The sequence below is a fragment of the Streptacidiphilus albus JL83 genome, assembly GCF_000744705.1.
Lineage (GTDB): Bacteria > Actinomycetota > Actinomycetes > Streptomycetales > Streptomycetaceae > Streptacidiphilus > Streptacidiphilus albus.
On record NZ_JQML01000001.1, the window covers coordinates 6,286,164 to 6,299,286 of the forward strand.

Consider the following 13,123-nt stretch of genomic DNA (forward strand, 5'->3'; position numbering starts at 1 on the left):
TGGTTGATCTCCGGTCGAAATGACGATCATGTTATATCTCGGCTCGCGCAGGCCAGTTCGACCGGGCCTACCATCGACTTCGCACCGCACAGCTCTCCGAGCCGACAAGGACGCAGAACCATGACCGACCTTCCTGTCAGTCACTTCCAGGGCAGTGACGGCACCGAACTGGTCTATCGGGAGGTCGGGGAGGGACGTCCGGTGGTGCTGTTCCACGGCTACCTGACCAACGGTCCGCTCAACTGGGTGCGCTTCGGCCACGCGGCCCGGTTGGCCGAGCTCGGCTACCGCGTGGTCCTGCCGGATCTGCGCGGTCATGGCGACAGCGCGAAGCCGCACGACGCTGCGGCCTACCGGCCCGACGGGCTGGTGGACGACGGCTTCGCCCTGCTTGCGCATCTCGGACTGCACGGGGCCAAGGCCACGGGTGAGGGTGGCTACGACCTCGGCGGCTACTCGATGGGCGGCCGCACGGTGGCGCGGATGCTGGTCCGGGGCGCCAGGCCGGGCCGGGCCGTGGTGGCCGGGGTCGGTTTGGAGGGGCTGCTCGACACCGACTACCGACGCGACCGGTTCCGCCACTTCCTCACCCACCTCGGCACGTTTCCGGTCGGCACCCCCGGCTGGGAGGTGGAAGCCTTCCTGCGGTGGACCGGTGGTGATCCGGCGGCCCTGCTGCACGTGCTGGGGACCTCGGTGGACACCTCCAAGGAGGAGCTGGCACGGGTCGCCGTGCCGACGCTGCTGCTGATGGGGGCGCACGACCACGACCACGGCTCGGCCGAGGACCTGGCCGCGCTGCTGCCGAAGGGCCGGTGCGTCAACGTGCCCGGCACCCACATGAGCGTGGTCCCGAAGCCCGAGTTCGGCGCGGCGATCGCGGAGTTCCTCGGACCAGCCTGAGTCCGTACCAGCGGAGGCGGTTCAGCGGGGACGTGGAGCCCAGCGGACCAGGCACCAGAGGATCACGCCGGTGAGGCTCCAGCCGGCCACCACGTCCAGGAACCAGTGGTAGTTGCACCAGATCAGGGTGACGCCGACGCCGAAGCAGACGAAGGCCGTCGCGCCGTGCAGCAGTCGGCGCAACCGGCCCGAGGCGAGGGTGAGCCCGAGCAGCCAGGCGGCGGTGCCCAGGCAGACGCCGGAGGTGGACGTGTGGCCGGAGGGGAACCAGCCCCACTCGCCCGGCGACATCGGCTGGCCCTCGGGCCCGGGGCGTCCGATCAGGATCTTGCCCGGGATCACCGTGGCGAAGAGCGCGGCCCCGGCCAGCAGGGAGACCGCCAACGGCTTCCAGGAGCGGGCCCGGACGGCGGCGGTCAGGGTGCCGAGCACCATGAGCGGGATGGCCACGGCCGAGCTGCCGAAGTCCGTCCAGTAGTCGGCGAGGGTGTTCAGCCAGGTTGCCGAGGACTCGGCGACCAGGTGCACGGTGGTGTGCCGGACCCAGCGGTCGACGGCCAGCAGTGGGCCGTGGGTGACGACCTGCTCGGTGAGGACGACGAGGACCAGCAGCAGCGCGACCGGGAACCAGATGGACTTCAGCACGGCCTCCAGCACGGCCGTGAACCGGCGCAGGACGCGGAGAAGCAGCCCCGGAGCAGGGGGGAGAGCTCCGGGGCTGCTGTGTTGATCGCCTGTCCGCGTGGCCCGGGGGGTTTGAGCGTGGCGGACGGTCGATCGGCTGAGGGGCTGCGGGCCGGAGCCCGCCGTGGTGTCCTCGGCGGTGTTTCGTCGGTGAGGGTCAGTCACCGGCGAGGGCTGCTTCTCCATCTGTCATGACAGTACGTCACCGGGGCGCAGGGTGCGATCCACCTCACCCACCCGCCATCAGGTCCGCACACCTTCTTCACGACGTGGCGGGAAAAGCCGCTCGCGCGGTGCCGGGGCCGTCGTCCCGCGGAGTGGTTGTCACCCAGCGTGACAACTGCACGAGCAACGCCGACGGCCCGACCCGGAGGGAGATCCGGGTCGGGCCGTCGACGGCTGTCCCGCCACAGGGCGGAAGGGTGGGTGGGTCAGACCGCGGCGAAGGCGCCCTCGATGATGTCGAGGCCCTCGGCGAGCAGGTGCTCCGGCATGACCAGCGGCGGCAGGAAGCGCAGCACGTTGCCGTAGGTGCCGGCGGTGAGGACCAGCAGGCCCTCGGCGTGGCAGGCCTTGGCGATGGCCGCGGTGATCTCCGGGTTGGGCTCCTTGCTGCCGGGCTTGACCAGCTCGACCGCGATCATCGCGCCGCGGCCGCGGACGTCGCCGATCACGTCGAACTTCTCCTGCATGGCGCGCAGGCGGGGGAGCATGGTCTCGCCGATGGCCTGGGCCCTGGCGTTGAGGTCCAGCTCCTTCATGGTCTCGATGGAGCCGAGCGCGGCGGCGCAGGCGACGGGGTTGCCGCCGTAGGTCCCGCCCAGACCGCCGGAGTGGGCGGCGTCCATGATCTCGGCGCGGCCGGTGACCGCGGCGAGCGGGAGGCCGCCGGCGATGCCCTTGGCGGTGGTGATCAGGTCGGGGACGATGTTCTCGTCGTTGCAGGCGAACCACTGGCCGGTGCGGCAGAAGCCGGTCTGGATCTCGTCCGCGACGAAGACGATGCCGTTGGCCTTGGCGAACTCGACCAGGGCGGGCAGGAAGCCCTTGGCCGGCTCGATGAAGCCGCCCTCGCCCTGGATGGGCTCGATCACGATCGCGGCGACGTTCTCCGCGCCGATCTGCTTGGTGATGATCTCGATGGCCTGCGCGGCGGCCTCGGTCGCGGCGTTCTCCGCGCCGGTCAGCCAGCGGTAGGGGTACGCCACCGGGACGCGGTAGACCTCGGGCGCGAACGGACCGAAGCCCTGCTTGTAGGGCATGTTCTTCGCGGTCATGCCCATGGTCAGGTTGGTGCGGCCGTGGTAACCGTGGTCGAAGACCACGACGGCCGTGCGCTTGGTGTAGGCCCGCGCGATCTTGACGGCGTTCTCGACGGCCTCGGCGCCCGAGTTGAAGAGCGCGGTGCGCTTCTCGTGGTCGCCCGGGGTCAGCTCGTTGAGCTGCTCGGCCACGGCTACGTAGCCCTCGTAAGGGGTGACCATGAAGCAGGTGTGGGTGAACGCGGCCAGCTGCTCGGCGGCGCGGTCCACGACAGCCTTGGCGCTGTTGCCGACGTTGGTCACGGCGATGCCCGCGCCGAAGTCGATCAGCGAGTTGCCGTCCACGTCCTCGACCACGCCGCCACCCGCGCGGGTGATGTAGACGGGGAGGGTGGTGCCGACGCCCGCGGCGACCGCGGCGAGCTTGCGCGCCTGCAGTTCCTGCGACTTCGGGCCGGGGATGGCGGTGACGATCCGGCGCTCCTGGGGGAGCGAGGGGCCGCCGGGCAGCTGCCCGGCGCTGGACGGAACAGCGCTCATGAGGTGTCTCCCAGGGAGGTGGGGGTGGTGGCGCGGACGGCGCTTCGTTACAGGCAGGCTACGACGGCGGGAATGGGGTCGCATACGCCGAAGGGGAGTGGTGCGGGGCCCGAGTTGTCCTGGCCGGACAGCGCCGCCGATCCTGCGTGCCTCTGCTCAGGGGGTCTCCCGCTGCACTAGATTGAGAGCTTTGGACGGGTGGGCGCGCGCGAGGGAGCGGGACTGCGATGTCACTGGAAGGCGCGCGGGGGCGACAGGCCGATCGGGCGGACGGTCCCGCATTCGGCAAGCCGTACTTTCCCGGCCCCGCTGAAGGCTCGTCAATGACCGCCGCGCCGGGCCGGGGCGGCCGGGGCTGGGGTCCGCCCGCAGCCCCCCCGGGACCGGCCCCGGCGCTGCCGCCGATGCAACCACCGGGCCTGGAGCAGGGGTTCGACCTGGTGGGATGGCTCTCGGCGCCCCGGAACTCCGGGACGCCCGGGATCTTCGGCCTGGGCCCGGCCGCCCGGCCGGCGCGGGAGTCCGCGGACGAGGCGCCCGGCGTCCCGGCCTGGAAGCTGCTGCTCCGGGCGCTGCTGAACCTGGTGGTGGCCTGGGAGGTCTTCTACTACCTCGGCAGTCTGATCGGGGCGGAGGTCAACATACTGCTGCGGCCCTACGTCGGCGGCGGGTTCGGCCTGATGCTCACCAACTGGCTGGTGGACCTGATCGAGATCGCGCTGCTGGCCAAGCTCTTCGGCCGGATGGGCCGGTGGCCGCTGGTCTGGCGGCGCTACGGGCTGCCGACCGCGCGGGTGCTGGCCCGGCGGCTGGCCGGGGCGACCGAGGGACGGGTGGCGATCCCGGTCCAGGGCCTCGGCCATCCGGCGCAGCCGGAGGACCCCTGGCAGGCCTTCCGGGCGCTGGCCCATGCCGAGGACCTGCAGCTGCTGGACCAGGAGACCGCGCAGGGCCGGGTCGACGACGTCGACCACCAGCGGCTCAACCGGGCGCTGGACTATGTGCGCGACCAGCCCGAGCGGCTGACCGCACTGCTGGACGCGGTCCGCGACCACGGTGCCGCCGCCTGCGGCCACCCCTCCGGTGCGCGGGACCTGCCGGGCCGCGCGGCCCGGCACGACCTGCTGCTGCGGCAGGTCAGGATCGGCGCCACCCAGGACGTTCCGAAGAACCCGCCCGCCTACCGGGGCACGGACCTCGCGCTCGACCCGGTGCTGCTCGGGACCTCGCTGCTGGCGGTCGGTCCGGCCGGGACCGGCAAGACCGCGCGACTGGCCCGCCCGGTGGCCGAGGCGCTGTGCCTCCAGGCGCTGGCCGGGACCGCCGCGGTCGTGGTCGTCGGTGCGGACGACGCCGACCTCGGCCCGGACGCCTGGTACGACGTGGTCGTGGATCCCGGACCGGGCGCCGACCACCGCACCGGCTACGGCCTGGACCTCTTCGGCGGCGCGCGCTCCGCGGACGCCGCCGCCGCGCAGCTGGCCGACGCGCTGCTGCCGGACGAGCTGGCCTCCCGTGCCGACGCCGCCCGGCAGGCGCTGCAGCAGGTCGTCGGCCCGTTCCGGGCCGCGCACCGGCGGCCGCCGGGCGTGCGCGAGCTGGTGCAGCTGCTGCGCGGGGAGCCGGCGGCCTGGGCCGGGCTGCAGGAGGCGCTGGGCTCGCAGGGGCTGCTGGAGGAACACCGGTACGAGCTGGCGCAGCGGGAGCGGACGCACGGCCAGGTGGACGATCCGGGGGCGCTGCTGGCCGATCGGCTGGCGCTGCTGGACCGGCCGGTGTTCGCCGGCAGCTTCAACCCCTCGGCCCGCTCTGCGGCCCGGTCGGCCGCGGCCCGGCCGCTGTTCGCGATGCACGCGCTCGACCATCCGCTGCGGGTGCGGGTGAAACTGCCGGAGCAGAGCCACCCGGAGGCGGCGCGGATCATCGCCCGGCTGGCCGTCGGCCAGTTCCTGCACGCCGCCGCGGCCCGGCAGGACCGCTCGCTGTTCGCCGGACTGGTCGTCGACGACGCCTCGACCGTGATCGACAACCAGACCGTGCGCGGACTGCAGCGGCTGCGCGGCGCCCATGCCGGGGCGGTGCTGCTGCTGCGGACCCTGGTCGACCTGCCGGAGCCGCTGCGGGCGCCGCTGTTCGGGGCGGTCGGCGGCAGGATGGCGTTCCCGGGGATCGCCCCCTGGGACGGCAAGCTGTTCGCCGAGACCTGGGGCACGGTCTGGGTCGACGAGCGGGACGTCACCCGGGCGCCGGACACCTCCGGCGGCTTCCTGAAGCGCGGCTGGCGGGGAGCCAGGGCGCTGCTGGAGGGCGAGCGGGCGGAGACCGAGAGCGTCACCACCCGGCGGGTGGAACGGCGGCGCTGGTCGCCCTCGGACCTGGCACAGGTGCTGCCCGGCGGTCACGCGGTGCTGTCGCTGACGGCGGTGGACGGTACGCCGGTCCCGCCGCTGCTGGTCGATCTGCGCGGCTGAGGGGTCCCACGGCGGGCAGCTACTCGCACCTCGGCCGACATGCACTGGGACGGTGCGGCAGAATCAGTAGTGGCCGTTGTCCTCGACGGCCAGTAAGCGCAGTCGCCGGCAGTGTCGCCGGCGGCGCTCTGCCCGTCGAAGGTGCCATGTCTCTCAAGAGCGCAGCCCCGCAAGCCACTGTCCGGGCGACCGCGGTGACCCTGTCCGCCCTGGTCGCGATGGACGGGCTGCACCTGGTCGTGCTGGCCGGTGAGCAGCAGCTCGACCGTCCGGTGCGCTGGGTGCACACGAGCGAGCTCGACGACCCGGCCCCCTATCTGGAGGGCGGCGAGCTGCTGCTCACCACCGGGCTGAAGCTCGGCCGGAGCAAGGAGAAACTGCGCCAGTACGTCCACCGGCTGGCCGACGCCGGGGTGGCCGGGCTCGGCTTCGGCATCGGCCTCACCTACGGCGAGGTCCCGGCCGCGCTGGTCGAGGCCGCGGCCGAGCGGGGGCTGCCCCTGCTGGAGGTGCCGCAGCCGACACCGTTCATCGCCATCAGCAAGGCGGTCACCGCCGCCCTCGCCGCCGAGCAGTACCAGGCCGTCACCACCAGCATCGAGGCCCAGGAGGAGCTGACCCGGGCCGCCCTCGGCCAGGACGGCACCACCGCGCTGATCGCCCGGCTCGCGGCCCGGCTCGGCGGCTGGGCCGCGCTCTACGACGCCTCGGGCGCGGTGGTGGTCGCCGCGCCGGGCTGGGCCGCACGCCGCGCCGGGCGGCTGCGTCCCGAGGTGGAGCGGTTGCGGGACCGGCCCGCGCCGAGCAGCGCCGCGCTCCAGGGCCGTCCCCGGACCGCCCAGGAGCAGGACCGCGGCGACGAGCCCTCGGGCGAGCGGGCCGGCGAGGCCGAGGGCGGGGACTTCGTGGTGCTCCAGTCGCTCGGCGCGGACCGCCGGGCCCGGGGCTTCCTCGCGGTCGGCACCGAGGACCGGTTGAAGCCCGGCGAGCGCTACATCGTGAACGGCGCCGTCGCGCTGCTCACCCTCACCCTGGAACGCTCCCGGGACCTGCGCCGGGCCGAGGAGCGGATGCGCACGGCGCTGCTGCGGCTGGTGCTGGCCGGCGAGACCGGGACCGCCAGGGAGGTCGCCGGGGCGCTGCTCGGCGGGCTGCCCGAGGGCTCGGTCCGGGTGCTGGTCGCCGCGGGCGAGGGGTTGGCGCTGCTGGGCGACGTCGCCGAGCAGAGCGCGACCCGGGCGGGGGAGCCGCTGCTGCTGGCCACCGAGGGCGACCGGTTGGTGCTGCTCGCGGTCGAGGGCGGGGCGGTCCACACGGACTGCGTCGCCGCCGTCCAGGATTTCGACACCGTCTCGCTGGGCATCTCCGGACCGGCCACGCCGGAGACGGCCGGCGCCGCGTTCGCCCAGGCCGAGCGGGCGCTGGCGGTGGCGCTGCGCGGCGGGCGGCGCAGCGTCGACCACGACGAGGTGGGCAGCGGGTCGCTGCTGCCGCTGCTGGCCGACGAGGCGGTGCTGGCCTTCGCCGACGGGCTGCTGCGTCCGCTGCGCGAGCACGACCGGACCGCGCGCGGCGACCTGGAGGCGAGCCTCCAGGCCTGGCTGTCGCGGCACGGCCAGTGGGACGCCGCCGCGGCCGACCTGGGCGTTCACCGGCACACCCTGCGCTACCGGATGCGCCGGGTGGAGGAGCTGCTCGGCCGTACCCTGGACGACGCCGACGTCCGGATGGAGCTGTGGCTGGCGCTGCGGGCGCGCGGCCGGGTCTGATGTTCGCCCCCGGGTCGGCGGCGTCATGCGCCAGTCCGTAGTGCGGACCGGTCGGACCAGGACGCGACGGACAAGCTACGGGTGCGCCCCGGCGTCCTACCGTGGACCCAGACATCCTTTCCCCGACCGCCAGTACGGCCGGGGCGCAGCAGAAAGGCCGGTGACCTCGGTGACCAGCACCCACGCATTCTGGCTGGCCGGTCGGCAGGAGCACGGCACGGAGTCCTTCGAGGTCCGGCACCCCTGGGACGACAGCCTGGTCGGCACGGTCAGCGTGCCGACCGAGGCCCAGGTGGAGGCGGCCGTCGCCGCCGCCGTCGCGGTGCAGGACGAGTTCGCCGCCACCCCCGCGTACGTCCGCGCCGCCGCGCTGGACCATGTCGCCAAGCGGCTGACCGAGCGGACCGAGGAGCTCGCCCGGCTGATCACCGCCGAGAACGGCAAGCCGATCAAGTGGGCGCGCGGCGAGATCGGCCGGGCCGCCTCGGTGTTCCGCTGGGCGGCGGAGGAGGCCCGTCGCTTCAACAGCGGTGAGGGCCAGCGGCTGGACACCGACGCCGGCGGCACCGGGCGGCTGGCGATCACCCGCCGCTTCCCCAAGGGCGTCGTGCTCGGCATCGCGCCGTTCAACTTCCCGCTGAACCTGGTCGCGCACAAGGTCGCCCCGGCGATCGCGGTCGGCGCGCCGATCATCCTGAAGCCGGCCCCGGCGACCCCGATCTCGGCGCTGGTGCTGGGCGAGATCCTGGCCGAGACCGACCTGCCGGCCGGGTCCTGGAGCGTGCTGACGGTCTCCAACGACCGGATGCCGGCCCTGGTCCAGGACAAGCGGCTGCCGGTGATCTCCTTCACCGGTTCCGACATCGTCGGCTACCAGATCCTCGACTCGGTGCCGCGCAAGCACGTCACCCTGGAGCTGGGCGGCAACGCCGCCGCCGTCGTGCTGGCCGACTGGTCCAGCGAGGCGGACCTGGAGTGGGCCGCGACCCGGATCGCGACCTTCGCCAACTACCAGGGCGGCCAGTCCTGCATCTCGGTGCAGCGGGTGCTGGCCGACGCGGCGGTCTACGACCGGCTGGTCGAGAAGGTCGTCGCCAAGGTCGGCGCGCAGGTCACCGGCAACCCCGCGGACGAGACCGTGGACGTCGGCCCGCTGGTCAACGAGGCGGCGGCGAAGCGGGTCGAGTCCTGGGTGGACGAGGCCGTGGCGGCCGGCGCGCAGCTGCACACCGGCGGCAAGCGCGAGGGCGCGACCTACGCCCCGACCGTCCTGTCCGACGTCCCGGCCGGGGTCCGGCTGGCGACCGAGGAGGTCTTCGGCCCGGTGCTGACGCTGACCCGGGTCGAGGGCGTGGACGCGGCCTTCGCCGCCGTCAACGACTCCAAGTTCGGTCTGCAGGCGGGTGTGTTCACGCACGACGTGCAGACCGCGTTCCGCGCCCACCGGGAGCTGGAGGTCGGCGGTGTGATCATCGGCGACGCGCCCTCCTACCGGGCCGACCAGATGCCGTACGGCGGCGTCAAGGACTCCGGCGTGGGCCGCGAGGGCGTGGCCTTCGCGATGGCGGACTACACCTACGAGCGGGTCATGGTGCTGACCGGCCTGGCGCTCTGACGCTCCGTCCGGCAACGAACCCCGGGCGGGTGTGCGGCACTGCCGTACACCCGCCCGGGGTTTTCGCGTTCGGGGGGCGCACCCCGGGATCCTGCATCACCTATGGTGATCTGTCGGTCACCGGGCGTACGGTCGGGTAGAACCCGTCGGTAACGCGTCCCGAGGTGGTGCCCGATGTCCGTCCCCACGCCTTCTGCCGCCGGCCATGCCGACCCTGCCGCCCCCAGGGTCACCGAGCGCGAGGCCCGCCGGGTCGCGGAGGAGGCCCGGGAGCAGGACTGGCGCCGGCCCAGCTTCGCCAAGGAGCTGTTCCTCGGCCGGTTCCGGCTGGACCTGATCCATCCGCACCCGCTGCCGGAGCCGGAGTCGGTGCGCGTGGGGGAGGAGTTCCTGGCGCGGTTGACCGAGTTCTGCGTGACGAAGATCGACGGCGCGCTGGTCGAGCGCGAGGCGCGGATCCCGGACGAGGTGGTGCGCGGCCTCCAGGAGCTCGGGGTCTTCGGGATGAAGATCGACCGCGAGTACCAGGGGCTCGGGCTGAGCCAGCTGTACTACAACCGGGCGCTGGCGCTGATCGGCAGCGTCAGCCCGGCGATCGGCGCGCTGGTGTCGGCGCACCAGTCGATCGGCGTCCCCCAGCCGTTGAAGCTGTTCGGGACGGCGGAGCAGAAGCAGCGCTTCCTCGGACGCTGCGCCCGGACCGACATCAGCGCCTTCCTGCTGACCGAGCCGGACGTCGGCAGCGACCCGGCCCGGCTGGCCACCGCCGCCGTGCCGACCGAGGACGGCTCCGCCTACCTGCTGGACGGCGTCAAGCTGTGGACCACCAACGGGGTGGTGGCCGACCTGCTGGTGGTGATGGCCCGGGTGCCGAAGTCGGCCGGGCACCGGGGCGGGATCAGCGCCTTCGTGGTGGAGGCGGACTCGCCGGGGATCACCGTCGAGCAGCGCAACGCCTTCATGGGGCTGCGCGGTCTGGAGAACGGCGTCACCCGGTTCCACCGGGTGCGGGTGCCGGCCGAGAACCTGATCGGCGCCGAGGGCGCGGGCCTGCGGATCGCGCTGACCACCCTGAACACCGGTCGGCTGTCGCTGCCGGCGAGCTGCGCGGGGGCCGGCAAGTGGTGCCTGCGGATCGCCCGCGAGTGGTCGGCGGCCCGCGAGCAGTGGGGGCGGCCGATCGCCGAGCACGAGGCGGTGGCGCAGAAGATCTCCTTCATCGCGGCCACCACCTTCGCGCTGGAGGCGGTGCTCGACCTGTCCAGCCAGATGGCCGACGAGGACCGCAACGACATCCGGATCGAGGCGGCCCTCGCCAAGCTCTACGGCTCGGAGATGGGCTGGCGGATCGCGGACGAGCTGGTGCAGATCCGCGGCGGCCGCGGCTACGAGACGGCGGCCTCGCTGGCGGCGCGCGGCGAGCGGGCGGTCCCGGCCGAGCAGGTGCTGCGGGACATGCGGATCAACCGGATCTTCGAGGGCTCCACCGAGATCATGCACCTGCTGATCGCCCGGGAGGCCGTGGACGCCCACCTCAAGGTCGCCGGGGACCTGATCGAGCCGGAGGCCGACCTGCGGCGCAAGGGCCGGGCGGCGGCCAGGGCCGGCGCCTTCTACGCCGGCTGGCTGCCCAAGCTGGCCACCGGTGCCGGACAACTGCCGACCTCCTACCGGGAGTTCCACCCGGCCGGGCACGCCGACCTGTCCGTGCAGCTGCGCTTCGTCGAGCGCGGTTCGCGGCGGCTGGCCCGCTCCACCTTCTACGCGATGTCCCGCTGGCAGGGCCGGATGGAGAGCAAGCAGGGATTCCTGGGGCGGATCGTCGACATCGGCGCGGAGCTGTTCGCGATGAGCGCGGTCTGCGTCCGCGCCGAGATGCTGCGGACCGGGGAGGGCGCCGACCCGGAGCAGGGCCGGGCCGCCTACGAGCTGGCCGACCTGTTCTGCCGTCAGTCCAGGATCCGGGTGGACGAGTTGTTCGCTCGGCTCTGGACCAACACCGACGACCTGGACCGCCGGGCGGCCCGGCGGGTGGTCGAGGGCCGCTACACCTGGCTGGAGGCGGGGGTGCTGGACCCCTCCGGCGAGGGCCCGTGGATCGCCGACTCGACGCCGGGCCCCTCCGCGCACGACAGCGTGCGCCGGCCGATCGGCTGAAGGCCCGCACGCTGCACGGAAGCGGCCTGCTATCCGATGCCTGACGCCTCGGTGAACCGAGTCACCAGGGAGACGAACCGGCCGGAGTCCTGGACGAGCATCGCGTGGCCGGCGTCAGGGAACATGACCAGCTCGGCGTGGGCGGCCCGCCGAGCGATGATGCTCGCGTTTCCGGGCGGGGTGATCTCGTCGAGGGAGCCGTTGGTGATCAGCATCGGGACGGTGCTGTCGGGCAGCCCGTCCCAGGTGCCCTCGAAGGACTCGTAGGCCTGTCCGGCCTGGTACTGACGCAGCAGCGTCTCGTCGCCGACCTTCTCCGGCGGGAGCAGACCGAGCTGCTGGATGTACGCGGTCCGCGCGGCGGTGGCGTCGGCCGGGAAGAGCAGGTCCAGCATCTGCGGCCCCGTGGTCCTGGGGCTGTTGAGCTCCTCGGCCACGGCGGGCGGCGTGTTGACGGCCTGGCTGCCGCCGAGGTCGCCGCCGGTGCTGACGAGCGCGCTGATCGCACCCGGGTGGAGCGCGGCGACGGTCAGACCGATCTCGCCGCCCATCGACCAGCCGAGCAGCGCGGGGTGCTGCAGACCCAGCGCCTTGATCAGACCGACGGTGTCGTCCGCCATGAGCGGAACGGTGTCCGGGACCGAGGTGTCGTCGCTCGTGTAGCCGACGCCGCGGTTGTCGAAGATCGTGACGCGGTAGTGCCGGCCGAGCCGGCTCAGCAGGTCGACGGTCCAGTCGCTCATGGTGCCGGTGTCACCCATGACCATGACGAGGTCCGGGCCGGAACCGAACTGGCGGTAGCCGATCCTGATGCCGTCGACCGGGATCCGGCGCACCGGCCCGAGGAACGCGCCCGGCCCGCTCGGGGCGGAGCCCGGGACGACGGCCGACGCCGCCGTGGCAGCGGTCACTGCCGTGGCCTGTGTGCTCGGCCTGCTGCTCGTGGCGCTGGTCGGGTGCCCGCCGCCGGACGAACAGGCGACCGCTCCGAGGGCCACCGTGGCGACGGCCACGGCCAGCCCGGGCAGGGTGCGGGTACGCGGCGTGCGGCGCGGTGCGGACATGGGGGACCTCCGTGCTGATCAGGTGCGGGTGGGGTGTTGAGCGAGATGAGCTGCGGATTCGGTGCGCGGCTCAGACGTAGGCGCCCGGGAGGTGGGCCGGCTCGTTCGCGTTGCGGTCGACCCGTGCCTGCAGCAGCTGGCCGCGGATGATGATGGTGCCCAGGCGGACGACCACCTCGCCGACCGCCATCAGGAGCAGGGCGACGACCCAGGCCTGGCCGCTGGTGATGTTGTGCGCGGCGGAGAAGCCGGTCAGGTGCGCGGCGCCGGAGGGATGGGTGGACCACACCGCGAAGCCCAGGCGGAAGCCCATGCTGATGATCCAGAGCGCGGCCGCGCTGCGGGAGGCCTTGATCAGCACGTGCCCGTCGGCGTGCCGGACGCGGGTGAGCAGACCGCCGGCGAGGCCGAAGGCGATCCCGGTGGCCGCGAAGACCACGGCCAGCAGCACGTCGTTGCCGGCGGTCGGGATGTTGCTCAGGTAGTTGCCGGCGGCCCAGGTGATCATGCCGAGCGGGAGCAGGATGGTGCGGGTGGTGAGCCGCTCCTCGCGCAGCTGGCGAAGGACGATGAGGAGGAGCGCGATGTCGATGAACCAGTCGGTCGTTGTCATGTCTAAGAGCATCCGCCGACGCGCTCCGAACTCCTTCAACCCAGA

The 13,123-nt window shown here is 73.3% G+C and carries 9 protein-coding genes; 5 read left to right on the forward strand and 4 right to left on the reverse strand.

Annotation, left to right across the window (positions count from 1 at the left end; all coding sequences use genetic code 11):
- Positions 1 to 120: 120 nt before the first annotated feature.
- Positions 121 to 903, forward strand: coding sequence for an alpha/beta fold hydrolase (locus tag BS75_RS27620; protein ID WP_034090197.1), 783 nt, complete (start codon positions 121 to 123; stop codon positions 901 to 903).
- A 21-nt stretch (positions 904 to 924) separates the two neighbouring features.
- Here the strand turns inward: BS75_RS27620 and BS75_RS44865 are convergent, their stop codons facing one another.
- Both BS75_RS44865 and gabT read right to left on the reverse strand, forming a co-directional pair.
- Positions 925 to 1,548 (reverse strand): phosphatase PAP2 family protein, encoded by a 624-nt coding sequence (locus tag BS75_RS44865; protein WP_160312332.1) that lies wholly within the window; start codon positions 1,546 to 1,548, stop codon positions 925 to 927.
- Between the two features lie 470 nt (positions 1,549 to 2,018).
- Entirely contained in the window at positions 2,019 to 3,389 is a 1,371-nt protein-coding gene (gabT, locus tag BS75_RS27630; protein ID WP_034090198.1) for a 4-aminobutyrate--2-oxoglutarate transaminase, read from the reverse strand.
- A 323-nt stretch (positions 3,390 to 3,712) separates the two neighbouring features.
- On the opposite strand from gabT, the gene BS75_RS27635 reads away from it, so the two are divergent.
- From BS75_RS27635 to BS75_RS27650, 4 genes are all read left to right on the forward strand, one after another.
- Positions 3,713 to 5,860 (forward strand): hypothetical protein, encoded by a 2,148-nt coding sequence (locus BS75_RS27635; RefSeq protein WP_034090199.1) that lies wholly within the window; start codon positions 3,713 to 3,715, stop codon positions 5,858 to 5,860.
- 146 nt (positions 5,861 to 6,006) lie between these two features.
- The gene (locus BS75_RS27640) at positions 6,007 to 7,629 is read left to right on the forward strand and encodes a PucR family transcriptional regulator (RefSeq protein WP_042440723.1); all 1,623 of its coding nucleotides are present in this window, start codon (positions 6,007 to 6,009) and stop codon (positions 7,627 to 7,629) included.
- 169 nt (positions 7,630 to 7,798) lie between these two features.
- Positions 7,799 to 9,244 (forward strand): aldehyde dehydrogenase family protein, encoded by a 1,446-nt coding sequence (locus BS75_RS27645; RefSeq protein WP_034093887.1) that lies wholly within the window; start codon positions 7,799 to 7,801, stop codon positions 9,242 to 9,244.
- A gap of 174 nt (positions 9,245 to 9,418) precedes the next feature.
- The gene (locus tag BS75_RS27650; RefSeq protein WP_034090200.1) at positions 9,419 to 11,401 is read left to right on the forward strand and encodes an acyl-CoA dehydrogenase family protein; all 1,983 of its coding nucleotides are present in this window, start codon (positions 9,419 to 9,421) and stop codon (positions 11,399 to 11,401) included.
- Between the two features lie 29 nt (positions 11,402 to 11,430).
- Here the strand turns inward: BS75_RS27650 and BS75_RS27655 are convergent, their stop codons facing one another.
- Together BS75_RS27655 and BS75_RS27660 are read right to left on the reverse strand one after the other, a co-directional pair.
- The gene (locus BS75_RS27655) at positions 11,431 to 12,465 is read right to left on the reverse strand and encodes an alpha/beta fold hydrolase (protein WP_034090201.1); all 1,035 of its coding nucleotides are present in this window, start codon (positions 12,463 to 12,465) and stop codon (positions 11,431 to 11,433) included.
- Between the two features lie 70 nt (positions 12,466 to 12,535).
- On the reverse strand, positions 12,536 to 13,078 hold the full coding sequence (locus tag BS75_RS27660) for a DUF1453 family protein (protein ID WP_034090202.1): 543 nt from the start codon (positions 13,076 to 13,078) through the stop codon (positions 12,536 to 12,538).
- Positions 13,079 to 13,123 lie beyond the last annotated feature (45 nt).

What these genes read in the sequence shown, in the direction of transcription:
- BS75_RS27620 (WP_034090197.1), top strand. Translation starts at nt 121, where the DNA reads ATGACCGACCTTCCTGTCAGTCACTTCCAGGGCAGTGACGGCACCGAA.
- gabT (WP_034090198.1), bottom strand. Translation starts at nt 3,389, where the DNA reads ATGAGCGCTGTTCCGTCCAGCGCCGGGCAGCTGCCCGGCGGCCCCTCG.
- BS75_RS27635 (WP_034090199.1), top strand. Translation starts at nt 3,713, where the DNA reads ATGACCGCCGCGCCGGGCCGGGGCGGCCGGGGCTGGGGTCCGCCCGCA.
- BS75_RS27640 (WP_042440723.1), top strand. Translation starts at nt 6,007, where the DNA reads ATGTCTCTCAAGAGCGCAGCCCCGCAAGCCACTGTCCGGGCGACCGCG.
- BS75_RS27650 (WP_034090200.1), top strand. Translation starts at nt 9,419, where the DNA reads ATGTCCGTCCCCACGCCTTCTGCCGCCGGCCATGCCGACCCTGCCGCC.
- BS75_RS27655 (WP_034090201.1), bottom strand. Translation starts at nt 12,465, where the DNA reads ATGTCCGCACCGCGCCGCACGCCGCGTACCCGCACCCTGCCCGGGCTG.
- BS75_RS27660 (WP_034090202.1), bottom strand. Translation starts at nt 13,078, where the DNA reads ATGACAACGACCGACTGGTTCATCGACATCGCGCTCCTCCTCATCGTC.